The sequence below is a fragment of the Cellulophaga baltica 18 genome, from assembly GCF_000468615.2.
GTDB classification, from domain to species: domain Bacteria; phylum Bacteroidota; class Bacteroidia; order Flavobacteriales; family Flavobacteriaceae; genus Cellulophaga; species Cellulophaga baltica.
Genome location: NZ_CP009976.1, coordinates 1,546,407 through 1,569,389, shown reverse-complemented (window position 1 = coordinate 1,569,389; position 22,983 = coordinate 1,546,407). Strand labels below are relative to the sequence as shown.

The 22,983-nt window shown below is 34.4% G+C and carries 27 protein-coding genes; 17 read left to right on the top strand and 10 right to left on the bottom strand.

What is annotated here, in order from left to right:
• The first annotated feature begins 6 nt into the window (after positions 1-6).
• The 9 genes from M666_RS06665 (at position 7) to M666_RS06625 (ending at position 5,751) form a co-directional block, all read left to right on the top strand.
• A complete protein-coding gene (locus M666_RS06665) occupies positions 7-513 on the top strand; it encodes a GNAT family N-acetyltransferase (protein WP_029447266.1) in 507 nt (168 codons plus the stop codon).
• 14 nt (positions 514-527) lie between these two features.
• Positions 528-1,247, top strand: a complete 720-nt coding sequence (locus M666_RS06660; protein WP_029447267.1) for a suppressor of fused domain protein — start codon at positions 528-530, stop codon at positions 1,245-1,247.
• 61 nt (positions 1,248-1,308) lie between these two features.
• On the top strand, positions 1,309-1,833 hold the full coding sequence (locus M666_RS06655) for a DUF4442 domain-containing protein (RefSeq protein ID WP_039325292.1): 525 nt from the start codon (positions 1,309-1,311) through the stop codon (positions 1,831-1,833).
• Positions 1,834-1,911: 78 nt separating this feature from the next.
• Entirely contained in the window at positions 1,912-3,045 is a 1,134-nt protein-coding gene (locus tag M666_RS06650) for an MBL fold metallo-hydrolase (protein WP_029447269.1), read from the top strand.
• Positions 3,046-3,172: 127 nt separating this feature from the next.
• Positions 3,173-3,385, top strand: coding sequence for a YgaP family membrane protein (locus M666_RS06645; protein WP_029447270.1), 213 nt, complete (start codon positions 3,173-3,175; stop codon positions 3,383-3,385).
• A gap of 106 nt (positions 3,386-3,491) precedes the next feature.
• Positions 3,492-4,226: a DUF2490 domain-containing protein gene (locus tag M666_RS06640; RefSeq protein WP_029447271.1), complete on the top strand. Its 735-nt coding sequence runs from the start codon at positions 3,492-3,494 to the stop codon at positions 4,224-4,226.
• Positions 4,227-4,288: 62 nt separating this feature from the next.
• Positions 4,289-4,858, top strand: a complete 570-nt coding sequence (locus M666_RS06635) for a pentapeptide repeat-containing protein (RefSeq protein ID WP_029447272.1) — start codon at positions 4,289-4,291, stop codon at positions 4,856-4,858.
• Positions 4,859-4,910: 52 nt separating this feature from the next.
• Positions 4,911-5,399 carry a DUF6265 family protein gene (locus M666_RS06630; RefSeq protein WP_029447273.1) on the top strand — a complete coding sequence of 163 codons (489 nt, stop codon included), beginning with the start codon at positions 4,911-4,913 and terminating at the stop codon, positions 5,397-5,399.
• A 1-nt stretch (position 5,400) separates the two neighbouring features.
• Positions 5,401-5,751, top strand: coding sequence for a hypothetical protein (locus M666_RS06625; protein ID WP_025616073.1), 351 nt, complete (start codon positions 5,401-5,403; stop codon positions 5,749-5,751).
• Positions 5,752-5,804: 53 nt separating this feature from the next.
• Here M666_RS06625 and M666_RS06620 read toward each other — a convergent pair whose 3' ends face one another.
• Positions 5,805-6,266, bottom strand: coding sequence for a CBS domain-containing protein (locus M666_RS06620; RefSeq protein ID WP_024482060.1), 462 nt, complete (start codon positions 6,264-6,266; stop codon positions 5,805-5,807).
• Between the two features lie 207 nt (positions 6,267-6,473).
• On the opposite strand from M666_RS06620, the gene M666_RS06615 reads away from it, so the two are divergent.
• The 4 genes from M666_RS06615 to M666_RS06600 all read left to right on the top strand — a co-directional run bounded on the left by M666_RS06615 (position 6,474) and on the right by M666_RS06600 (position 10,911).
• Positions 6,474-8,759 carry a M28 family peptidase gene (locus tag M666_RS06615; RefSeq protein WP_029447274.1) on the top strand — a complete coding sequence of 762 codons (2,286 nt, stop codon included), beginning with the start codon at positions 6,474-6,476 and terminating at the stop codon, positions 8,757-8,759.
• A complete protein-coding gene (locus tag M666_RS06610; RefSeq protein WP_029447275.1) occupies positions 8,752-9,561 on the top strand; it encodes an NAD(P)H-binding protein in 810 nt (269 codons plus the stop codon). Before M666_RS06615 ends, M666_RS06610 begins: the two co-directional genes overlap by 8 nt.
• A 111-nt stretch (positions 9,562-9,672) precedes the next feature.
• A complete protein-coding gene (locus M666_RS06605; RefSeq protein ID WP_029447276.1) occupies positions 9,673-10,047 on the top strand; it encodes a hypothetical protein in 375 nt (124 codons plus the stop codon).
• 126 nt (positions 10,048-10,173) lie between these two features.
• The gene (locus tag M666_RS06600; protein ID WP_029447277.1) at positions 10,174-10,911 is read left to right on the top strand and encodes a hypothetical protein; all 738 of its coding nucleotides are present in this window, start codon (positions 10,174-10,176) and stop codon (positions 10,909-10,911) included.
• Positions 10,912-10,972: 61 nt separating this feature from the next.
• Here the strand turns inward: M666_RS06600 and M666_RS06595 are convergent, their stop codons facing one another.
• Both M666_RS06595 and M666_RS06590 read right to left on the bottom strand, forming a co-directional pair.
• On the bottom strand, positions 10,973-11,467 hold the full coding sequence (locus M666_RS06595) for a nuclear transport factor 2 family protein (RefSeq protein WP_029447278.1): 495 nt from the start codon (positions 11,465-11,467) through the stop codon (positions 10,973-10,975).
• Positions 11,460-11,954 (bottom strand): hypothetical protein, encoded by a 495-nt coding sequence (locus tag M666_RS06590; RefSeq protein ID WP_024482066.1) that lies wholly within the window; start codon positions 11,952-11,954, stop codon positions 11,460-11,462. Before M666_RS06590 ends, M666_RS06595 begins: the two co-directional genes overlap by 8 nt.
• Before the next feature lie 332 nt (positions 11,955-12,286).
• Here M666_RS06590 and M666_RS06585 point away from each other — a divergent pair, with 332 nt between their 5' ends.
• Positions 12,287-13,225 (top strand): NAD-dependent epimerase/dehydratase family protein, encoded by a 939-nt coding sequence (locus tag M666_RS06585; RefSeq protein ID WP_029447279.1) that lies wholly within the window; start codon positions 12,287-12,289, stop codon positions 13,223-13,225.
• Between the two features lie 61 nt (positions 13,226-13,286).
• Here the strand turns inward: M666_RS06585 and rimK are convergent, their stop codons facing one another.
• The 6 genes from rimK to M666_RS06555 form a co-directional block, all read right to left on the bottom strand.
• Entirely contained in the window at positions 13,287-14,660 is a 1,374-nt protein-coding gene (gene rimK / locus M666_RS06580) for a 30S ribosomal protein S6--L-glutamate ligase (RefSeq protein WP_024482068.1), read from the bottom strand.
• A gap of 87 nt (positions 14,661-14,747) precedes the next feature.
• Positions 14,748-15,065 carry a hypothetical protein gene (locus M666_RS06575; RefSeq protein ID WP_024482069.1) on the bottom strand — a complete coding sequence of 106 codons (318 nt, stop codon included), beginning with the start codon at positions 15,063-15,065 and terminating at the stop codon, positions 14,748-14,750.
• Between the two features lie 4 nt (positions 15,066-15,069).
• The gene (locus tag M666_RS06570; RefSeq protein WP_029447280.1) at positions 15,070-16,047 is read right to left on the bottom strand and encodes a deoxyhypusine synthase family protein; all 978 of its coding nucleotides are present in this window, start codon (positions 16,045-16,047) and stop codon (positions 15,070-15,072) included.
• Positions 16,034-16,978, bottom strand: coding sequence for an agmatinase (gene speB, locus M666_RS06565; protein WP_029447281.1), 945 nt, complete (start codon positions 16,976-16,978; stop codon positions 16,034-16,036). Before speB ends, M666_RS06570 begins: the two co-directional genes overlap by 14 nt.
• A complete protein-coding gene (locus M666_RS06560) occupies positions 16,965-18,365 on the bottom strand; it encodes a type III PLP-dependent enzyme domain-containing protein (RefSeq protein WP_025616081.1) in 1,401 nt (466 codons plus the stop codon). The genes speB and M666_RS06560 overlap by 14 nt, the downstream gene beginning before the upstream one ends.
• 839 nt (positions 18,366-19,204) lie before the next feature.
• Positions 19,205-19,837, bottom strand: coding sequence for a hypothetical protein (locus M666_RS06555; RefSeq protein ID WP_029447282.1), 633 nt, complete (start codon positions 19,835-19,837; stop codon positions 19,205-19,207).
• Positions 19,838-20,034: 197 nt separating this feature from the next.
• On the opposite strand from M666_RS06555, the gene M666_RS06550 reads away from it, so the two are divergent.
• The 3 genes from M666_RS06550 (at position 20,035) to M666_RS06540 (ending at position 22,744) form a co-directional block, all read left to right on the top strand.
• Positions 20,035-20,967 carry a YihY/virulence factor BrkB family protein gene (locus M666_RS06550; protein ID WP_025616083.1) on the top strand — a complete coding sequence of 311 codons (933 nt, stop codon included), beginning with the start codon at positions 20,035-20,037 and terminating at the stop codon, positions 20,965-20,967.
• Positions 20,968-20,971: 4 nt separating this feature from the next.
• Entirely contained in the window at positions 20,972-22,000 is a 1,029-nt protein-coding gene (locus M666_RS06545; RefSeq protein ID WP_024482075.1) for an AI-2E family transporter, read from the top strand.
• A gap of 120 nt (positions 22,001-22,120) precedes the next feature.
• Complete coding sequence (locus M666_RS06540) at positions 22,121-22,744, top strand: nitroreductase family protein (RefSeq protein ID WP_029447283.1); 624 nt, start codon at positions 22,121-22,123, stop codon at positions 22,742-22,744.
• A gap of 59 nt (positions 22,745-22,803) precedes the next feature.
• Here M666_RS06540 and M666_RS20535 read toward each other — a convergent pair whose 3' ends face one another.
• A complete protein-coding gene (locus M666_RS20535; protein WP_173399773.1) occupies positions 22,804-22,980 on the bottom strand; it encodes a hypothetical protein in 177 nt (58 codons plus the stop codon).
• Between the last annotated feature and the right edge of the window lie 3 nt (positions 22,981-22,983).

Sequence of the window (22,983 nt, the reverse complement as noted above, 5' to 3'; positions counted from 1 at the left end):
CAAATTATGGTAGCATTACGAGAATACACTTTAGACGTTGTAGAAGCTTATGCCTCTTATAGAAATAACAAAATCATTTTTGATAATGGGTATGATAAAGTACCTAATCCGTTTACCTTAAAAGACGCTGAAGATTTTATAAACCTACAAACTGATAAAGCGATACCCGAACGGAAATTAATTTATTGGAAAGATCAATTTGTAGGTGAAATTGGGATAACGATCAATACGGATGTATTTAGATTAAGTGCTGAAATGGGCTATTTTATTGCAGCGCCTTTTTGGGGCAATGGTATTGCTTCTGAAGCAATAAAATTGATGGTTGATTATAGTTTTAAAACCTTTGAAATTATAAGAATCGAAGCCGGAGTATTTTCATTTAACAAAGCATCAATGCGAGTACTAGAAAAAAATGGTTTTTACCTTGAATCCATTAAAAAAGACGCTGTAATCAAAAACGGTGTAATTCTCGATGATTATATCTGGGTACAATTAAAAAGAAAACGTAACTAAAAACATAAATTACCATGGAAAAATCTGAATCTGGATCTCCTATCTATAGGTATACAAACGAAGATAAAAACGAATTTAAAGGAGCCGGTGGCGATTCTTCAATGGATGAAATATCTGATCATATTGAAGCCCATATCGGTGAAATACATATGGTATTTCATGAAATAGTATCAGAACAAGTACATATAGATGTGCACTGGGTTAAACCTACAAAAGAACACCCTTTTCATACTTTAATTACTTCTGGAATGAGTGATAAACCAATGAATACCCCCGAAGGTGTAGAAGGATGCGATTATGCAGAATTGAGTATTTGCTTGCCAGAAGAGTGGAAAATATCAGAAGAAGATTTTAAAGATGAGAACAATTATTGGCCCATTAGGTTTTTAAAATATCTTGCTAGGTTTCCGCACGAATACAACACATGGCTTAGTTACGGGCATACCATACCTAATGGAAACCCACCCGAAGCCTTTGCCGAAAACACAAAGCTAAATACTATGATTTTATTGCCGTCCATACTGTTTGGCGATAAGTTCCCTATCCTTGAACTGGAAAATAAAACAATCACTTTTTATACTCTTATCCCTTTGTATGATGAGGAAGTTGCCTTAAAAATGGCCAAAGGAGTAGACGCACTTTTTGATGGTTTTGACAAATTTGGACTTACCGATGTACTTCAAATTAACCGGCCAAATACTATTGTTAAAAAGAAGTTTTTAGGACTCTTTTAAAAATAAGAGAGGAGCTATTTTCCTTAACTTTGGCACTAATTTAGTAATATCATTTTTTTGCATGTCTATTTATAAAAAGATCGCTGACATAGGAAGTAAATACATAGAAACCGCCACCCTATTTAAATATGGCTTTAATTTCTCTCCTATGTACCGAAGAACTACGGCGAGAATTGTTTTAATTTCTAAAGACTTGCTGCATATCCGTATCAAACTCCCAATTAGTTATAAGAACAAAAACTATGTAAGTTCTATCTTTGGCGGAAGTATGTTTGCTGCTGTAGACCCCATTCCTATGGTTCAATTAATGAACTTAATTGGAGATGATTATGTAGTTTGGGATAAAGCTGCAGAAATAAAATTTAAAAAACCAGCAAAAGAAAATTTATATGCGGACTTCAATTATACTTTAGCCGAAGTAGCAGAAATTAAAAAGCGAGTTAAAGCTAATAACGAAATAGAAATTGTGAAACATACCGCCTTGACGGACAAAGAAAATACGGTTACTTTTTGTGAAGTGACGAAGACAATTTACATTGCTGACAAAGCGTATTTTAAAGAAAAAAAAGAGCGCTTAAATCGCTAAATAATCATTAAGCACCTCTAAACTGCTTCAGAATTTCAGTTTTCAATAAAACAACAAGACCTTAGTCTTATACATCCCATGGTGAAACGAATTTTAAAAAAAATAATCATCATCGTTCTAGCCATCATCGGCTTCGCAATCGTATTCTATTTTTTATTCACGAACTTTTACCCAAGTTTTGGCGGTGAAGTTTCTAAGGCGCGTAAACTGGTCTATCAAAAGTCTCCCCAATTTAAAAAAGGAATATTTAACAATCATAGAGCAGTTCCTAAAGATTTAAATTTTTCTGAAACACTGAAGCTTAGCTATACGTTTTTAACTACAAAAGTGCCTAACGGCAGACCTAAGAAAGATTTAAAAGTTCACAAACTAGATTCGGCAGCAGTTGCTGATTATGCGAAAGAGGCGCGTTTGGTGTGGTACGGGCACTCCTCATTCTTATTACAACTACAAGGAAAAACTATTCTTTTAGATCCTATGCTAGGTAAAGTTGCAGCCCCTCACCCATTATTAGGAGAAAATCGGTTTAATAATAATTTTCCGTTAGCTGTAGACAAATTAGGAACTATTGATGCGGTTCTTTTTTCACACGATCATTATGATCATTTAGATTATGAAACTATTTTAAAGATAAAAGATAAAACCAAACAGTTCTATGTTCCCCTAGGCTTAGGAGTGCATTTAGAAGCATGGGGCGTTTCAGAAGATCGCATAACCGAATTAGATTGGTGGCAAGAAACCCACTTGGAAGAACTGACTCTTGTCTGCACGCCAGCGCAACATTTTTCTGGACGTAAATTTAATACTACCCAGAGTACACTTTGGAGTTCTTGGGTGATACAATCAGAAGATGAAAATATTTATTTTAGTGGCGATAGTGGTTATGCTTCACATTTTAAAGAAATAGGTGAAAAATATGGCCCTTTTGATATTGCATTAATGGAATGCGGACAATACGACAAAATGTGGCCAGATATACATATGATGCCTGAAGAAACGGCACAAGCAGGAATAGATATAGATGCTAGAAAAATAATGCCTATACATTGGGCAGGATTTAAACTAGCTTTACATGACTGGACAGACCCTGTAACGCGTCTGAAAGTAGCCGCAGACAAATTAAACTTACCTATACTTACCCCGGAATTAGGAGCCGAAATTAGGGTAAAGGATAGCATCAATACAACCTCAAACTGGTGGCAAGGCTTGTGAAAATTGCGGCTTCTTTAATTTAGTAAAATAAAAAGACATCTTTATAGCCTTATGTGACTTTAGTCACTTTATAAAACATATTCATTCGTGATCTTTGATAGTAACATTATCTACTAAATAATATATCATGAAAAAAAATATGGGAACTACAGACAAAACAATCAGAGTACTTCTTGCAGCTTTAATTGCTGTACTCTATTTTACCAATGTAATTACTGGTACACTTGGCATCATCCTACTAATTCTTGCCGGTGTTTTTGTCATCACAAGTCTGGTTAGTTTTTGCCCTTTATACCCTTTATTAGGCTTTTCAAGTTGCCCCCTAAAATCAAAAAAGTAACACGGTTACATGTTTCAACACTCCTTTAATTAGACGCTAATTATTTTATTCTACTTAAACTATAGGAATACTATTTTTTATACATTTGTTCCTATATTTAATATCGATGAAAATAGGAGTACGTGCACTACCCATAGTGCTATTCAGCTATCTCAATACCTTTTGTGCATTAGGACAGAAGCATATTATTAATCAAGATGCACTATGGACTAGCTATTCTTTAAAACTTAAGTTGAATGACAACTATCAAATTAGGCAAGAATTAGACCAGCGAAACTATCATAATCCTTGGCGCCAACAACAAGTGCTTTCTAGAACAAATCTAGAATATCAATTAGGTAACGGCTGGACAACCGCCGTTGGTATCACAGGTGTACTGCAAGCACTACCCAACGACCCTGAAGTGAAGGATTATTACACTCAAAAAGAAATCAGACCACAGATAGAACTTGCCTACAAACAAATACTATCTGAAAAGTTTCTAGTGCATCATCGATTTTGGTCAGAATTTCGATTTTTAGAAACAGAACCTGACTCTTATACCTATGCAAACGCTAGATTACGCTATAAACTTGAATTAAAATATATACCCCTAAAAAAAGTGAGCCTAAAAGCCTTTGATGAACTCTTTATAAACGCAGGTAGTTCTATTGTAAACAATATATTTGATCAAAATAGGATAGGTACTAGTATCCAGTTTATGCCTCTTGATCATCTAGGTTTTGAAATAGGCTATTTTAATCTATTTCAACAGCAGAAATCTGGTGTAGATTTCTATAACCGCGACATTATAAAATTTACCATACATCACACTATAACTGTAAAGAAAAATAAAGCCTAATCTGTAGTTACTAACTATTTTTTGTAGTATTGTTTAAACAATAGCATCCTCACGATACAACCATGACAGATTTAGTTCTTGATACTACTTTTAAAGGAGAAAACTACAGCATTACTAGATTGCCCAAAGCAGAATATGAGAATTGTATCTTTGAAAATTGCAATTTCTCCAAGGCAAACTTAAGTAATAGCACCTTTTCTGAATGTGAATTTATAGACTGTGATATTAGCAATGCTACTCTTGCGGAAGTAACTTTAAAAGAGACGCTTTTTAAAGACTGTAAATTATTGGGTGTTAACTTTCAATACTGCAATACCTTTATTTTATCCTTCAGCTTTGAAAATTGCAACTTAGACTTCGCATCTTTTTACAGCTTAAAAATTAGAAAAACACGGTTTACTAACTGTAAAATGAGTCAGGTAGATTTTACAAATACAGATGCTAGTGAAGCCATTTTTGATCAATGCGATTTGAGTGCTGCTATCTTCAGCAATACCATTTTACAAAAAGCAGATTTTTCTTCTGCCCTCAATTTTTCTATAGACCCCGAAGCTAATGTTCTAAAAAATGCAACGTTCTCCAAAGATAATCTTGCGGGCTTACTCACAAAATACCGTATTTCAATTCATTGATATTCAACATGTCAAATAAATTGTATATTAGATCTTTGTAAATAACACACTTATGAAACCATTCTACCTTCTATTACTCGTTACAAGTTTCTGTACGGCACAAAACACATTTTCTTTAGGAGAAGACGAAACGTCACCAAAAGCTACGCTTGAAGATGCTAGCTTTATGACGGGCCACTGGGTGGGTGAAGCCTTTGGAGGTATTAGTGAAGAAATCTGGACCAAAGCAGAAGGAGATTCTATGATGTTCTCATTTCGCTTAGTTATTGAAGGCAAAGTAGATTTTTACGAACTGGGCCATATTATTGAAGAAGGAGAAACCATTCATTTACAATTAAAGCATTTTTCAGGAGATCTTGATGGCTGGGAAGCCAAAGATGAATTTCAAGATTTTCCTTTAGTAAAAAAGGAAAAAAACAAACTGTATTTTGATGGTCTTACCTATGAAAGAATTAGCGACCAGGAAATGATAGCTTATGTACTTACAGAGGAAGAAGACGGCAGCACACAGGAACTAAAATTTACGTTTAAAAAACAATAATTTGGAGAAGCTTTGTCCTGAGTGTGGAGAAAAAATCATTGGTCGGGTAGATAAAAAATTCTGCTCTGACTATTGCCGAAACTCTTTTAACAATAAGTTGAACAAAGATTCTAAAAACCTGATACGCAACATTAATAATAGATTGCGAAAAAACCATCGTATCCTAGAAAGTTTTTCATTAAAAGACGGCAAAACAAAAACCACGCGCTACAAGCTCCTAGACAAAGGTTTTGACTTTGAAATTTTCACGAGTATCTACACTACAAAAAAAGGAACGATATACTATTTTATTTATGACCTAGGCTATTTGCCTTTAGACAATGATTACTATATGATTGTAAAAAGGGAATAAAAAAACCTCACAAGAAGCGTGAGGTTATTGCTAATGGTTACTACATTTTTTAATTACCAATTTTGTCCACTTAATTTAAGTGCAGCTATAACGATATCTTTTCTACTAATTTGACCTACTAACAACCCATTTTTGAGTACAGGCAACCTACGTCTATTATTCTTGTGAAAGATTCCTGCCGCATCAAAAATACTGATATCATTACTGATGGTTTCAACATTTTTAGTCATGTAATTATCTACTCTTTTATCTAATATAGGTTGATTAAAGTAACGACTTTCAGAAATGGTTTTCATACAATCAGCTTCAGAGATAATCCCAACCAGAAACCCATTAGAATCTAGAACAGGCCCACCTGAAATATTATGCTTAGTAAATAATTCCATTACTTCTAAAATAGATTGTTCTGGGGAAAAAGAGACTAGCTTTCTGGTCATGTAATCTTCGACCAAAATGGGTGCATCAAATTCTTTTTTAATGACTTTACGAATGCCTTGAAAACTTTTGATTCCCATATGTAGTATTTTTAGGTTGATCTTAAATATAACACTTATTCTTAATAAAACAATAACTACTTGACATATAATCGATTAAATAATCATAATTTTAAGAAATAGCTTGCCAAATTAGGATTCTAAACCTTAGCGACGGTCGTTCTGAACATCCCACTATATTTTTATACATTTACAAAACCCATAAGATAGCAACACAATTACTACCGAATGAAAACAAGCACTTCTACCCTAACTCTTATTTTAATAGGCTTCATAATATATTTTGGATTTAAATCCTCCATGCCAAGTGATGCTATCTCTGAAGCAGTAAATACGAACCAATTTGATACAGAACGCGCTTTGGCTCATGTAGAAAAAATGGCGAGCAAACCACATGCTGTTGGTTTTCCAGCTCATAAAGAAGTTCAAAATTACATCCGTAGAGAATTAGAAAAATTAGGTTTAAAAACAAGCTTACAAGAGGGCTACACGACAGGAGATTGGGCAAACCTAAGTAAGGCAGAAAATATTGTAGCCAAAATAGAGGGTACTGAAAAAGGCAAAGCATTAATACTTTTATCACATTATGACAGTAACCCACATTCTTCCTTTGGCGCAAGTGATGCTGGTAGTGGTGTGGCTACAATCTTAGAAGGTGTACGTGCCTTTTTATCCGAAAATAAAAAACCAAAAAATGACATCATAATCTTACTATCTGATGCAGAGGAATTAGGACTAAATGGCGCCGATTTATTTGTAAACAACCACCCATGGAGCAAAGATGTAGGGTTAGTTTTAAATTTTGAAGCCAGAGGTAGTGGTGGCCCATCCTATATGCTGATAGAAACCAATAGAGGGAATAGCACTTTAATCAAAGAATTTACCAAAGCAAATCCGGATTACCCTGTTGCAAACTCTTTAGTATATAGTATTTATAAGATGCTCCCGAATGATACAGATTTAACTATTTTTAGAGAAGATGGTGATATTGAAGGTTTAAATTTTGCATTTATAGATGATCATTATGATTACCATACTGCGAAGGACACTTACGAACGCTTAGATAAAAAAACACTAGCCCACCAAGGAAGTTACCTAATGCCGTTGTTGCATCATTTTAGTGAAGCCAACTTGACCAACTTAAAAAGTCTAAGCGATTACAATTATTTTAATGTTCCGTTTTTTAAACTCGTATCCTACCCTTTTGATTGGGTTTGGCCGCTTTTCTTTATCGCATTATTATTATTTACAGTCTTAACTATTTATGGTTTTAAGAAAAAATCTCTAGACCTAAAAAATAGTTTCTTAAGTTTTGTTCCTTTATTAATTACTATACTCATAAATGGTATCGTCGGGTATTTTAGTTGGACGGTTCTAAAAAGCATCTACCCTCAATATCAAGATATACTACATGGATTTACATACAACGGGTACACTTACATTACGGCATTTGTTCTTTTCTCATTAGCCGTATGCTTTTTTGTATACCATAAATTTAGAAAAATTAATACCGCGGCTATTTTGGTTGGTCCATTAGTATTTTGGCTTGCCTTATGTGCAGGCTTAACAGCATACTTACCTGGAGCTAATTTTTTCATTATTCCGGTGTACGCACTCCTAGCAGCATATCTTATCATCATACATCAAGAAAAACCCAATGCTTTATTATTAGTCTTCTTAATTATACCGGCTTTGTGGATTTTCACTCCCTTTATTAAAATGTTTCCTGTAGGTCTTGGATTAAAAATGATGGTGGCCTCTACACTCTTAACTACATTAGTTTTTGCATTAGGTTTACCCTTGTTTTCTTTCTACAAGCATAAAAACAGAATAGCGCTCGTTATGAGTTTACTGTTTATTATAGCCATGGTTTCTGCTCATATTAATTCTGGTTTTTCAGAAGAAAATGCAAACCCTACAAGCTTGGTCTATGTCTATAACAGTGACAAGAACACAGCACAGTGGGCCACATATGATCATGTATTATCTGATTGGACAGCACAATTTATAGGAGAAGACAAAGAAGATGCTTCCACGCTCGATAAAAATACTATTAGCAGCAAGTACAGAACAGCCTTTACTTATGTTGCAAAAGCTCCTACAAAAAACATCTTAGGCCCTAAAATTGAAAAGACTAGAGATACTATTGTTGGGAATGAACGCTTGGTTAAAATTTGCATCACCCCCCAACGAAATGTAAATAGGTTGGATATCTTTACACCACAAACCAATATTATAAAAGCTAGTGTTAATTCAGTTCCCTTATCAGACTATTTTCTAAAAGAAAGAACTGCAGGTAAATTAGTAACCCATTACATAAGTAACAATACGTATACAGAATTAAGTTTAACGCTGCCGGTAGGAGAAAAATTTGAATTCGAAATTTATGAAGCGTCCAACGATTTACTAAATAATGCTCTTTTTACGATACCCGTACGACCAAAAACTGCGATTCCGAAACCCTTTGTTCTTAATGATGCTATATTGGTAACAAAAACGATACATATTGAATAAGACAATTGGAATTCTAGGATGTGGCTGGCTTGGCCTACCCTTAGCTAAATCACTTATAGCAAACAACTACCCTGTAAAAGGAACGACCACTTCTGAGGCTAAATTAAAGCGCTTAGCTGAGCTTGGTATTGAGGCTTCTCAAATTGTCTTAGCTGAAAAAGGAATAACAGGTCCTATAGAAGGTTTTTTAGAAAATATTGAAACACTTATTATAAATGTGCCTCCAAAATTACGTGGAACAACTAAAGAAAATTACGTAGCAAAAATGGAACATTTGGTACAGAAAATTGAAGCCTCTGCTGTTCAGCATATTATTTTTGTCAGTAGCACAGCCGTATATGGCGAAGTTGATGGCATAGTTACTGAACAGACTTTACCAGCACCTGCTACAGAATCGGGCATTCAGATTTTGGCTTCCGAAAATATCTTTAAAAACCATTCTTCGTTCAAAACTACCATTATTCGTTTTGGAGGATTACTCAGCGAAGATCGGCACCCCGTTACAATGCTGGTGAAAAAGGAAGGTCTAAAGAATGGGGAAATGCCTGTTAATTTAATCCACAGAGATGATTGCATCCGTATTATTGAAAGAGTTATAGATGAGAATTGGGGTGCTGTAATTATTAATGGAGTATACCCTGAACATCCTACCAAAAAAGAATTTTATACTGACGCAGCACTACAAAGAGGATTAAATGTACCTGATTATGAGTATGATAAAACAAAAAAAGGGAAGATTATTAGTGCTGATTATCTCTTAAATGTTAAAAATTTCAAATTTCTTACCTCAATAAAGAAATAACTTACAACAACTTTAAGTGTTTTGACAACAAAAAATAAGGCAAACTGTTAATAACCTGTCGATTTTATCATTTAAACTATACATTTACGATATAATCTTAAATCGGTTAACATGGTAAATTCAAGTTTAAAAATGAGGATTATTTCCGAATTGGAAAGCCTTATTACTCAAAGTTGCCCAAATCAAAAAATTCAAAAAAAACAAAAAGACCTACACGTTGCACTATTAAAAAGGTACTATAATGCTTATGATGTTTCTATTGACTATTTCCGAAGAAGGATAACCTTAAATATTGTTATTGACGACACTGCTTATAATCCTAATATAATAAACACATATTTACCCACATTCCGCGCAGATATACACTTTATCAGTTTAAAATATTTTTTAAAAAAATGCCTAGAACAAGATGTAAGAAGTCTTGCCTTTTATGCAAGCCTACTCCGAATGTTCTCTAAAGAAGAAAGAGAATTATTGGTCGTTTAAAACTACTTAAACAAAAACAGAAAAGATGCCTAATAGGTATCTTTTCTGTTTTAAAGCTTTCCTTAACAGCACGCTATGAATAATTTTTATAGATTAGCGTTCCTAAAATTTAAGAGAAAGAGAAAAATGAAAAAAATATTAGTTGCTTTATTAATTGGTTTTTGCTTCGCAGGAACTGCACAAACCAAATCTGAATTACAAAAACATTATGAGGCATTCTATAAGCAGATGCGTTTGCAAGGAGATGTTGAGGGCATCATTAATGCTTTAACTCATTTAAACGTTCTTAACGCTTCACAACAAAGAAATGATACCCTAGCATATATTTATGCAAATGACAATAAGCATATGCAAGCTTTAAATACTATTGGTATTGAAAAGAATGATGCTGATTCTGATTTAGCCGTTCAAGTAAAGGCAATTTCTTTAAAAGCTTTAAACCAGCCAAAACGTGCTATTGAGCAATTTGAAGTTCTATTTAAAAGAAATCCTAATCCGTTTTTAGCGTATGAATTAGCCGATTTAAAAATACAAATTGGAGACCCTAATGGCGCCATGGGAAATATTGAATATGGTATTGCCAATGCAAAAGACGAAATGAAATATGCTTTTTATGAGCGCCAACAGCCTTACGAAGTACCTTTAAAAGCTGCTTTCTTACATTTAAAAGGTTTAGTAACTTTCAATTTAAACAGAGAAGACGTGGACGGGGCTTTAGTTTTTATGAACGAGGCATTACAATTAGACCCTAACTTTAATTTAGCTAGCTTAAGCAAACAAGCTTTGGAGAATAAGAAAAATCCTCCAGTAGCAGAACCTGCTCCAGTAGTTTCTGAAAAGAAAGGCAAAAAGAATAAACAATAGTATTTACGGCTATTGTATAAAAAAAGCGAGCCTAGGCTCGCTTTTTTTATATCATTATATTTTAGTGCGCTTTCAACTTTTTAGTAAGTAGACTGTCCGATTCCTTTTTTAAGGCAATCAAGGCATCTACCTTATCATTAGGCACGGCTATAGACAATACATAATGTGCTATTTTCCATTCGCCATTAATCTTCTTTAGGACCCCAGAACCCCGGCAAATTTTCATTTGCGTATCTAGCAACTCATCAAACCAAGCAAAATCTTCCGTACTGTTCACATATACATTACGTTCTAAAGCCGAAAAGCTCCAAGCTTTCCCTTTGTCAAAATAAGGTTTTGAAAATTCCTTAAAAGCATCGTTCTGCCAATTTTCAGTAGCATCTGTACCAATGAAAACTCCATCGGTTGTCATCAAATTAAAGTAAGCATCAAAATCTGCTTCAGCCGCAGCTTTATGCCATGCGTCCATTACTTTATTCACCTCTTTCTTTGCATCATTTTGTTGTCCAAAACTAAAGGAGAATACGAATATGAAAAGGAAAAGTAACTTATTCATCAAACAAAATTTCAGGTTTTAACGTACTTTTTATCACTACCGAAAATTGATTATTAAAAGCATTGTAAGCTTTGACTAATTCAATCACCGTTTTTCTCGGATCTTTATCATACTCCAAATCAAACTTAACCTGTAGCACTTTGGTCTTAAATACCTTCTGTCTACTTTTTATATCTGCCCTATCAAATACTTCAGGGTAGGCAGATGCTTCTAGCAATTTTTGCTTTTCTACTAAATCTTCTAGTACTACAATTAAATCCTCTTTGGTATCTATAGTATAAACCGCATTGACCGCAGCATTCAATGCATTGTACTCGGTCCAGTCTTTTAAAATTTCAGTAGCACCAAAACTTGCATTCACTTTCTTTGGAAGCTTTTTAAGTGCTACCAGTCCCGCAGCAGGATCTTCTTTGACATCCTCTGTCTTTTTTTCTCCACAAGCAATACATCCCAAAAAAACAAGGACAATTAAAAATGATTTGTTCATAAAGCTAAGGTACAAATTTTAGGTATTTACAACGATTCTATTTTTATTCTAAAGGAAAAAGGCTACTTTTCTACAAGCCAAAAAATCCATTTATTTAGCCGCTAGATTGAAGCTATATAACTATGAGAAATGATAAGTCCGTTTTACTATAAACTAAGAATCATTCAAAAGAGATGGCTATTTTTTAATCCGATTTATGATTCCTTTAAAAAAATGCCTATTGGATTAAAAATAATTTAATAGAGCTGCATAAATATTAAAATTTCTAACGATTTTTGCAGACCTATTTTCTGTATAGAATTAGGCAAACTATAACTTTTAAGATGTATTAAATGCAGAAGTCTATTTTAATTATTGGTGCGTGTGGGCAAATAGGAACAGAGCTTACCTTTGCACTACGGGAAAAACATGGAAATGAAAATGTAATTGCCAGTGATATACGTGAAGGCAAGGCCGATTTAATGGCTTCAGGACCTTTCGAAATTTTAGATGCTACTAATTATGAAGCCATTGAAAATGTGGTGATGCATTACGAAATTGAAGAAGTATATCTTATGGCAGCTATGCTTAGCGCTACCGCTGAAAAATTTCCGATGCGCGCTTGGAATTTGAATATGAATTCGCTTTTCAATGTATTAAACTTAGCTAAAGAGAAAAAAATTAGTAAATTATTTTGGCCCTCTTCTATTGCTGTTTTTGGTCCTAATACGCCAAAAGACAATACGGCGCAAAATACGATTATGGAGCCTAGTACCGTATACGGGATCAGTAAGCAATCTGGAGAACGTTGGTGTGAATATTACTTTAACAAATTTGGTGTAGATGTGCGTAGCGTGCGTTACCCTGGCTTAATAAGTTGGAAAACATTACCGGGTGGCGGCACCACTGATTATGCGGTAGAAATTTATCATAAAGCTTTAGAAGAAAAACAATATTCTTGCTTCTTGAAGGAAGATACTTTATTACCAATGATGTTTATGGACGATGCCATTAGAGCAACCATAGATATTATGGAAACCCCTGCCGAAAAAATCAAAATAAGATCTAGCTATAATTTAGCAGCAATGAGCTTTAATCCTTCAGAAATTGCGAAAAGTCTTCAACAGCATATTCCTGAATTTAAAATAAGCTACGCGCCAGACTTTAGACAACAAATTGCAGATTCTTGGCCTTCTAGCATTAATGATACCGAAGCCCAAGAAGATTGGGGTTGGAAACCGGCCTTTGATTTAGAAAAAACAACACACGAAATGTTGAAAAATTTAAAATAAATGTATGTAAAAAGCCCTTAACAAAATTGTTAAGGGCTTTAGTATTAACGGAGGTTATCACCTATTTAATAGTAACTTTCAGCTTAGATTCTATAGCCATAATCATACTATTCGCAATATCTTTTCCTGTAGCATTTTCAATACCTTCTAATCCTGGGGAAGAATTAACTTCAAGTAAAAGTGGCCCTTTATTAGAACGGATAATATCAACCCCTGCAACTGCTAAGTTCATCACTTTAGCCGCTTTAATTGCTAGTTTTTTCTCTTCTTGCGTAATTTTTATAATAGATGCCTTACCACCCTGATGAATGTTGGCTCTAAATTCTCCTTTTTCTGCTTGGCGCTGCATAGAAGCAATAACTTTGCCATTAACTACGAAACAGCGGATATCCTGACCGTTTGCTTCTTTAATAAACTCTTGTACCAAAATGTTTGTTTGAACGCTCTTAAACGCATTAATAACACTCTCTGCTGCTTTGTTGGTTTCTGCTAACACAACACCCTTACCTTGTGTACTCTCTAATAATTTAATGATTAATGGCGCCCCATTAACCATTTTGATTAGATCTTTTGTGTCCATAGGCGATTTTGCAAATCCGGTAATTGGAATATGAATATCGTTCTTAGAAAATAATTGAGAAGCAAATAGTTTATCGCGCGATTGCGTAATAGCCTCTGCTGAGTTTAAACAGTAGACTCCCAAATTGTCAAACTGGCGAATAAGTGCACAGGCATAAAAGGTAACTGCTGGTTTTATTCTAGGAATAATAGCATCAAATTCATTCAAAATATTTCCACCACGGTAGCGAATTTGTGGAGAATGGGCATCTAGTTTCATATACGCATGTTCCACATTTAAGAATACCATTTCATGACCACGTGCTTCTCCTGCTTCTACTAATCTTTTATTGCTATACAGTTCTGGATTACTAGCTAAAATAGCAATTTTTAGACCTGTTTTTTCTTTGAAATAATTAGAATATTTGCTGGTAACTTCTGCTGTTGTAAATTCTTGAATAATAAAATTCTTCGCAGGGTTTACCACATACCTATTGTTTAGAGCTTCTCTTCCTAAAAGCATTCTAAACTCCATCGTATCTCTACTAGCTAGAGTTAATTCTACTTCAAAAGAATCTTCACCAAGTGTCATGGGTGTTTTAATCACGAAGCGCTCTTCTGATATTCCTGAAGAACTCTTTACAGTTCTTCGGTCTATTAACTTTGCCTCACACTCTATCGTGATACTTCTGTTATCTTGAATTGGGTTTACTTCAAATTTCACCCATTCCTGAGCTCCTCTAATAAACACTTTCATGTTCGTAGCTTGTATAGACGAGGTTTTGGCGCCAGAATCTACTCTAGCTTTAATGGCAGGTATCCCTAGACCTTCAAAAACACACCACTCTTCACTACCAACTATTTTTAAATCTTCCAAATTAATATTATTTCCAATTAAATCTACATTCAATACAAAGACCAATCTTTTACAGATTGGTCCTGTTATTATCTAAAAGAATTATTCTTAATCCTCATCATCCAAATCTCCTTCTTCCGGAATAATATCTGGATCTACTACTGCATCTGGATCGTCATCTTCAAAGTCTTCATAATCATCCTCATCGTAATTAGCCATGGTAGTTTCTAATTTGGCACTAATTTTTACCAAATATTTCGTATCTTCTGTAGTCACTTCTACGGCTTCAATACGTTCTCCTTGTGCATTCTTAAACGTAATAATGTTTAAATCATCATAACCATCAGGATACTTCTCTACCAAAAGCTTTAATACTTCTGGCGTAAGCTTTTTAAAATCAACGATAACTCTTTTTAAATTGTCCATATAATTACTGGTCTAATAGGTATGCGAAAATTAATGGCGCCACAATTGTAGCATCACTCTCAATTATAAATTTTGGGGTATTTATATCTAGTTTTCCCCAAGTTATTTTCTCATTTGGTACAGCACCAGAATACGAACCATAACTTGTTGTAGAATCACTAATTTGGCAGAAGTAACTCCAAAACGGAGTTCCTGTGCGTTCCATATCTTGGTATAACATTGGTACCACACAAATTGGGAAATCTCCTGCGATACCTCCGCCTATTTGAAAGAAACCAATCCCGTTTTCAGAATTGTCTGTATACCAATCTGCTAAAAAGGTCATGTATTCTATACCAGATTTCATGGTACTCGCTTTCAACTCACCTTTCAATACATAAGAAGCAAAAATGTTACCCATAGTACTATCTTCCCAGCCTGGGCAGATAATCGGTAAATTTTTCTCTGCTGCTGCATACATCCAAGAATCTTTCAAGTCTATTTCATAGTACTCCTCAAGAACCCCTGAAAGCAACATTTTGTACATATATTCATGCGGCAAATAACGCTCTCCAGCCTCTTCTGCATCTTTCCAAATCTTGAAAATATGCTCTTGCAATCTTCTAAAAGCTTCTTCTTCAGGAATACAAGTATCTGTTACACGGTTTAATCCTTTTTCTAATAAATCCCACTCATCTTGCGGAGTTAAATCACGATAGTTAGGTACACGCTTGTAATGAGAGTGCGCCACCAAATTCATGATATCTTCTTCAAGGTTTGCGCCGGTACAAGAAATAATCTGAACCTTATCTTGACGAATAACCTCAGCAAATATTTTACCAATTTCTGCGGTACTCATGGCTCCTGCAAGAGAAACCAACATTTTGGCACCGTTGTTTAATTGGTCTTCATACCCTTTAGCTGCATCTACCAAAGCGGCTGAGTTAAAGTGTAAGTAATACTTTTCAATAAAATTAGAAATTGGTCCTTTAGTCTTCGTCATCTTCGAATTTTGAATTATTAGTGGAGCCAGCTTTGAAATCTACATCATACGTATTATCGTATGCATCATCCGCCGCTTCACCCATAAATTTATAGCTTAACATTTTATAATACAACTTAGCCGCTAAGAAATCTGATGATTTATCAACCTCATTAGGACAAAGTTCAACAATATCAAAACCAACAACGTTCTTCTCAGCAAAAACTCTCTTTAAAAATTCTAAAGTCTCATACCAAAATAAACCTCCTGGCTCTGGCGTACCTGTTGATGATAATATACTTGGATCTAATGCATCTAAATCAAATGTGATTAATACATTGTCTGTCAACAATTCAATAACGTTATCCATCCAATATTCATCATTAACCATATCGTGAGCAAAGAATGTTTTCTCCTCATCCATGAAGGTTTTTTCAATAGCATCCATACTACGGATTCCTACTTGAATAAGATTGGTAGTTTGGCTAGCTTCATGAACAGCACATGCGTGGTTACACGTAGTTCCATCGTAAGACTCACGTAAATCTGCATGCGCATCTATATGTAATACCGTTAGGTTATTAAAACACTCATTGAACGCTCTAATAGTACCTATAGAAATAGAGTGCTCTCCACCAAAAAGAGTTACAAATTTATTTCTCTTGATGTAGTCTTTAGTTACTGCATGAACGGCATCTACCATACTTTCTGGAGAAGCATTTTCTGTTACAGCATCTGCCAAATACACACCTTGTTGGTATACTTCAGTAGCAGTTTCAATGTCGTAAAGCTCCATGTTTTCAGAGGCTTTCAAAAAGGCTTCTGGCCCTTTATCTGCTCCTTTTCCCCATGTACTTGTTCCGTCATATGGCACAGGTATTAAAACCACCTTTGCCGTTTCCAATTGCGCATACTTATCAGGTATTCCCGCGTAATTGTTAGTTGTCATCATAGCCTAAAATTTTTAGCAGGTCTGCTGCTTTTTGTTGTTCGTTAAATAGTTTAGTTGTTATTGTTCCGTTTTCATCTCTGTCTATAAGAATATGCTTTGGCTGCGGTATCAAACAATGCTGCAAACCTCCGTAACCTCCTATAGATTCTTGATAAGCTCCCGTATTAAAAAAGCCGATAAACAAGGGTTTATCTCTTCTATATTTTGGTAAATAAATAGCGTTCATATTTTGTTCGCTATTGTAATAATCATCACTATCGCATGTTAAACCTCCTAAAAGAACACGCTCATACTCATCTTGCCAACGGTTAATTGGCAACATCACAAAACGCTTGTTAATTGCCCAAGTATCTGGCAAAGTGGTAATGAAAGATGAATCTATCATATTCCATTTCTCACGGTCGTTTTGTTGTTTTTGGTACAATATTTCATAAATAGCTCCACCACTCTCCCCTACAGTAAAGCTACCAAACTCGGTAAAAATATGAGGCACTGGTACTTCAGCTTCTTGACATGCAATATTGATTTGATTGATAATCTCATCAATCATATATTGATAATCATACTCAAAAGCTAAAGAGTTTTTTATAGGGAAACCACCACCAATGTTTAAACTATCTAAAGACGGACACATTTTTTTCAGTCTGATGTATACCTTTAAACACTTGACCAACTCATTCCAATAGTAAGCATTATCACGAATACCTGTATTGATAAAAAAGTGAAGCATTTTAAGCTCTACTTTTTCGTTATCTTTTATTTGATTCTCATAAAAAGGAACAATATTCTTATATCCTATTCCTAATCTAGACGTGTAAAATTCAAATTTAGGCTCTTCTTCTGAAGCGATACGAATACCTACTTTAAACGTGTCATCAATAACCTCCGATAACAAATCTATTTCTTCGTAGTTGTCAATTATAGGAATACAATTGCGGTGTCCTTCATTTATTAATCTACCAATATTATCTATGTATTCGTCTCTTTTGAAACCATTACAAATAACATAAGTATCGTCTTTAATCTTACCCTTCTTCTTAAGTTTTTCTACAATATTGATATCATATGCTGAAGAGGTTTCAATATGCACATCATTATTTAATACCTCATTTAAAACGGGTTGAAAATGTGAGCTTTTTGTACAGTAACAATAATGGTATTTACCCTTATAGTTATTTTTTTCCATGGCGATCTTAAACCAATCTTTTGCTCTGTTTATGTTTTCAGAGATTTTTGGTAGGTACGTAAATTTCATTGGACTGCCATACTTCTCGACCAAATCCATTAAAGGAATGCCGTGAAAGTTAAGGTTCTCTCCCTCCAAAGTAAATTCTTCTTGAGGGAAATAATACGTTTGATCTATTAAATTGATATATTTTGTATTCATTAAAATGGATTGTATCTGTTAAAACTAATAAACTGAATTAAAAACATTGCTGTTTTCACCAAATAAATTGACACAATCCCTAGATAATGATTTGACGTTGGGTAGTTGGAATAAAAAAGTAATCGTGCTGACTTCTCACGATTCTAGGTACTAAGGAAGAAACTAGTAGTATTCGATTGCCTTTTTTCAAAACTGGCATTGGATTCGCCTTCCCATTTTCCAATACCTCGAACATAAAATTAATACGCATTATATGTAGCTAAAAGCTTAGTTGCCAAACCGCTTATTTTATATTGGTTTGAGATGACAAATGAAAACAAAAAAAATGAAAAAACAAGAAATTATTTAAAAATTGAACGTTAAAAAATTAGTAATCAAAAATACACAACAACTATTTGAAATACAACGCTTTAAAATTAATTTAACCTTAAATTAATTTGACATCAATTTATAAGGAAAGCGCTATTTAAACGGAGTTTAAATAAACAAGAAAAAGAAAGCGTCATTTTATAATATGTAGGTGCTGAAAAATTTAAACCTTGAAGTGCATGCATCCCATTTTTTTGATATAGCTAGTCTACTTAAATATGATTTTCGTCGACAGTAAATGTCTTTTCACCTAAGGACTACAAAATATTTTACAGCGTAAGAATACCTTTACAATCAGAACCTTGAACAAGTACTAATGAAAAAAGATATGAACACACAAAAACACGGATCAGTAGACCTTAAAAGATTAGGAATTAGTATAGTTGTAACTATTTTATTCTTTATTATAGTAGTGGTATGTAGTTACTTCGCTGGACTTGTACTCTGCAGGTAAGCGATGCCTTTAGCACTTATTTATGGAATAAAACATCTTGTGCTTCCATAGCGCCTACCACAAGATTCACATATTCGTCTATAGACTTATCTATATTTTTAGGGTCTGTTAAATCTATACTGCCGCGCCAAACCATAGATTGCTCTTTACCTTCGCAAATGCAATACAAAGTGGTCTCTGTATGATACACTTTAAATTGATCATAACTCCCGTCATTATTATAAATATCTTGGTGCTGAAAATAGTCATCTCTGAATCTACCTGTATAATTCCCCCAATCAGAAATCTTTTTACGAAGTGTTTGCTTACTTTCGGACCCCAGAACCTTAGCAAATAAAACGGCATCAAAATCTTTGTCTAGCAATTGTCTTTCTACTGCTTTTAACTCCTCTTCTGTTTTAGCGGAAGCTGTAAAATTCACATCAAAAAGATCTATACTACGCATAGATTCTATTTTGCGTTTATCAAACTCTTCTTTCAATCGATTTTCAAAGGCAACTCTACTTTCCTCATTTGGCGTCATTCCTACCAAAAGAACTTTATATGCTGTAAAAACTACATTTTCAGGATTCTTATATTCATCTACTAACTTCGTAGTTTTACAACTAGCCAGTGCAAGCAAAACTACAAACAGGAGTATTTTTTTCATATTTCTTACGCTTTAAAAAAGCATCCGTATTTAAGGATGGTCTTACAAAAATACACTTCCCGGGATAAACCATCAATGACCATTATCACCTTTTAAGAACAGTCCCCCATTTATTGAAGAAATATATTATTTGATACAGTTAAGCTTATTAAAATTTCAAGAGTACATTTCGCCACAATTACTAATGCTCAGTACCTATGGCAGAAAATAACGAGAGAAAATTTAAACTTAAAGATTTACCGTCTTTAATCGTAGATACTTATAAGGCTTGGGACAAAGCAAACCCATGGCGCCTAAGTGCTGTTGTGGCCTATTACGCTGTATTGTCGCTCCCCGCTTTGCTTATTATTATCATAAATATAGTAGGCTCTATTTGGGGCACGGATATTGTTCAAGGCCGACTAACCTCTGAAATTTCTACGGCTTTGGGCAGTAATGCTGCAGAATCTATAGAAACCATCATCGCTGGAACTCAAAACAAGGAGGAAAACTTAATTTCTACCATCGTCGGCATAGGAACTCTTCTTTTTGGAGCCACTGGAGTATTTTATCAATTAAAATTATCCTTGAATGAGATTTGGCAGATTAAACCAAATCCGGATGCCAATTTTTGGAAATTGGTTACCGATAGGGCCAGAAGTTTTGCGTTCATTTTAGTTATAGGCTTTTTATTACTGGTAAGTTTTATAGTTACCGCGGGGATTTCTGCCTTAAATGAATACATACGAAGAGTTTTACCGGATATCCTAATCTACATTGCGTACTTCTTAGATTTTACGGTATCCGTAAGTATAATTACTGTCTTATTTGCTCTTATGTTTCGGTATATGCCAGACGCTAAGATCAGATGGAAAACTGTTTGGATAGGCGCACTCATTACGGCCGTCTTATTCGTCATCGGTAAATCGCTTTTAGGATTTTACTTTGGCGAGGCCAATCCTGGATCTACCTATGGCGCAGCAGGCACAATAGTCTTAATTCTTTTATGGGTTTCTTACTCCTGTCTCATCTTATTTTTCGGGGCAGAGTTTACTTATATCTATGCTAAAAGATACGGTCACAAGATTACCCCAAGCTACTTCGCATTAGACAACAACGACACAAATTCTGAACAACAATCTAAACCTTAATACCATGAATGCTATAAACCCCAAAGTAATTAGGCAGTTATTTATTATCCTGCTCATCTTATTAATGTCATCCTTAATCTTTAAAGAAATGCTGCCCTATTTATCTGGCGTTCTGGGAGCCATTACTTTTTATGTATTGCTGCGCAAGCCTATGAGTAAATTGGTGAAACGCGGTTGGAATCCAGATTTAGCCGTGAGTTTATTATTGATTGCCTCAGTGATAGGTATTCTCATTCCCGTCGGAGGAATCGCGATGATGTTAGCTAGCAAAATAGAAAATACAGTTGCCCATTCTGAAGAAGCTATTAAAGCGAGTAAAGAACAATTAGGAACCTGGGAAGATAAAATAGGATATGATATAACCTCTAAAATTGATGCTTCTGCTTTTTCTAATTGGTTGTCAGAAAACCTACAGTCATTTGCCGGTGGCACTTTTAATATTCTAATTGCCTTAGGCTTAATGTATTTTATGTTATACTACATGCTTACCAACCGTAGGCAATTAAGAGAATCTCTTTATGAGTATATCCCAATAGGAAATGATAATTTGAAGGTCATTGGTAAAGATGTACAAACTATGGTGCGATCAAACGCATTAGGCATCCCATTGGTTGCCTTGGCGCAAGGAATTGTAGCCTTAATTGGTTTCCTAATTTTTAATATAGAACAACCTTTCTTTTGGTCTATTGTTGTATTTATTGGGTCTATGATTCCGTTTGTAGGAACTTTTATAGGAACTTTACCCGTGTTTATTCTTACCCTATCCTCAGGAAATGATTTCCAGGCTTGGGGAATCTTAATTTATGGTATTGTAATTATAGGGTCTACAGATAACTTACTGCGTTTATTTATTTTAAAAAAAATAGATAACGTACACCCATTAATCACTCTTCTCGGAGTCATAGTAGGAGTTCCTCTCTTTGGATTTATAGGTTTAATTTTTGGCCCGCTACTAATTAGCCTCTTCCTAATTGTACTCCGTATTTATAAAGAAGAGTATGGGCAAGAAGTACACAATAAAGAGCAATTATAGTCGCTTTTTTTTAACATCTTGATTTTCAAAAGAATCAATGTAATATGGGTTAGCGTCAAGAGAAAAATGGCTGTTTTTGTAATTTTGGTAGTGAAAAAGAAAGTTAAAAAAAAGAAAGTTATGACATCACCGGAACAAATACAGTTAGAAAATATTGCAGAAAGTGATTACGAAATATTTGCACTTTTAAAGCAACGCTATAGCCCTAGAACATTTAAAGATGTAAGAGTTAAAAAACAACATTTAAATCAGCTATTTGAAGCTGTGCGATGGTCTCCTAGCAGTAACAATATACAACCTTGGAGATTTATCTATGCAGAACGTAATTCTGATGCATATCAAGATATATTATCCTGTTTAAGCGATTTTAACAAAGAATGGGCTACCAATGCACCACTACTGATGCTTACAGCGTATTACAAAAAGACTCAAGATGATAAAGATAATTTTCATGCTTTGCATGATTTAGGTCTTGCTGTTGGTAGCATGACCACACAGGCACAATACATGGGAATAGCCATGCACCAAATGGCCGGTGTAGATCATGAGAAAGCGGAAAAATTATTTGAAGTGCCAGAAGACTATCATATTACTTCTGCAATAGCCCTTGGATACTATGGCGGGGAATTAGATAAATTATCTCCTGAACTACAAGAGGCAGAATTAAAAGAACGACAACGAATTGATCAAAGTCAGTTTGCGTTTATGGATCGTTGGAAAAACATAAGACATGATGAAAATTAATCTATAAAAAAGGGTCGCAATTTGCGACCCTTTTTTAATAGTATAAGCTTACATCTATTTTAGGAATCAAATAAAATTCCAGAAACCACAATTCCTACGATTAGCACAAGCAAAAATGCGATGATGATTCCTGTGCCTAATTTTGTCTTTTTATTTTTCTGAAGTACGTAGTGTTCCGTATCCTCGTCAGATTCTTTTATAAATTTTGTCTTTGCGTCATTTTCCTTGATATCCATTTT

Excerpts from the sequence above, each read along its gene's own strand:
- M666_RS06665 (WP_029447266.1), top strand. The coding sequence starts at position 7 with ATGGTAGCATTACGAGAATACACTTTAGACGTTGTAGAAGCTTATGCC.
- M666_RS06660 (WP_029447267.1), top strand. The coding sequence starts at position 528 with ATGGAAAAATCTGAATCTGGATCTCCTATCTATAGGTATACAAACGAA.
- M666_RS06655 (WP_039325292.1), top strand. The coding sequence starts at position 1,309 with ATGTCTATTTATAAAAAGATCGCTGACATAGGAAGTAAATACATAGAA.
- M666_RS06650 (WP_029447269.1), top strand. The coding sequence starts at position 1,912 with ATGGTGAAACGAATTTTAAAAAAAATAATCATCATCGTTCTAGCCATC.
- M666_RS06645 (WP_029447270.1), top strand. The coding sequence starts at position 3,173 with ATGAAAAAAAATATGGGAACTACAGACAAAACAATCAGAGTACTTCTT.
- M666_RS06640 (WP_029447271.1), top strand. The coding sequence starts at position 3,492 with ATGAAAATAGGAGTACGTGCACTACCCATAGTGCTATTCAGCTATCTC.
- M666_RS06635 (WP_029447272.1), top strand. The coding sequence starts at position 4,289 with ATGACAGATTTAGTTCTTGATACTACTTTTAAAGGAGAAAACTACAGC.
- M666_RS06630 (WP_029447273.1), top strand. The coding sequence starts at position 4,911 with ATGAAACCATTCTACCTTCTATTACTCGTTACAAGTTTCTGTACGGCA.
- M666_RS06620 (WP_024482060.1), bottom strand. The coding sequence starts at position 6,266 with ATGGGAATCAAAAGTTTTCAAGGCATTCGTAAAGTCATTAAAAAAGAA.
- M666_RS06615 (WP_029447274.1), top strand. The coding sequence starts at position 6,474 with ATGAAAACAAGCACTTCTACCCTAACTCTTATTTTAATAGGCTTCATA.
- M666_RS06605 (WP_029447276.1), top strand. The coding sequence starts at position 9,673 with ATGGTAAATTCAAGTTTAAAAATGAGGATTATTTCCGAATTGGAAAGC.
- M666_RS06600 (WP_029447277.1), top strand. The coding sequence starts at position 10,174 with ATGAAAAAAATATTAGTTGCTTTATTAATTGGTTTTTGCTTCGCAGGA.
- M666_RS06595 (WP_029447278.1), bottom strand. The coding sequence starts at position 11,467 with ATGAATAAGTTACTTTTCCTTTTCATATTCGTATTCTCCTTTAGTTTT.
- M666_RS06590 (WP_024482066.1), bottom strand. The coding sequence starts at position 11,954 with ATGAACAAATCATTTTTAATTGTCCTTGTTTTTTTGGGATGTATTGCT.
- M666_RS06585 (WP_029447279.1), top strand. The coding sequence starts at position 12,287 with ATGCAGAAGTCTATTTTAATTATTGGTGCGTGTGGGCAAATAGGAACA.
- M666_RS06575 (WP_024482069.1), bottom strand. The coding sequence starts at position 15,065 with ATGGACAATTTAAAAAGAGTTATCGTTGATTTTAAAAAGCTTACGCCA.
- M666_RS06570 (WP_029447280.1), bottom strand. The coding sequence starts at position 16,047 with ATGACGAAGACTAAAGGACCAATTTCTAATTTTATTGAAAAGTATTAC.
- speB (WP_029447281.1), bottom strand. The coding sequence starts at position 16,978 with ATGATGACAACTAACAATTACGCGGGAATACCTGATAAGTATGCGCAA.
- M666_RS06560 (WP_025616081.1), bottom strand. The coding sequence starts at position 18,365 with ATGAATACAAAATATATCAATTTAATAGATCAAACGTATTATTTCCCT.
- M666_RS06555 (WP_029447282.1), bottom strand. The coding sequence starts at position 19,837 with ATGAAAAAAATACTCCTGTTTGTAGTTTTGCTTGCACTGGCTAGTTGT.
- M666_RS06550 (WP_025616083.1), top strand. The coding sequence starts at position 20,035 with ATGGCAGAAAATAACGAGAGAAAATTTAAACTTAAAGATTTACCGTCT.
- M666_RS06545 (WP_024482075.1), top strand. The coding sequence starts at position 20,972 with ATGAATGCTATAAACCCCAAAGTAATTAGGCAGTTATTTATTATCCTG.
- M666_RS06540 (WP_029447283.1), top strand. The coding sequence starts at position 22,121 with ATGACATCACCGGAACAAATACAGTTAGAAAATATTGCAGAAAGTGAT.
- M666_RS20535 (WP_173399773.1), bottom strand. The coding sequence starts at position 22,980 with ATGGATATCAAGGAAAATGACGCAAAGACAAAATTTATAAAAGAATCT.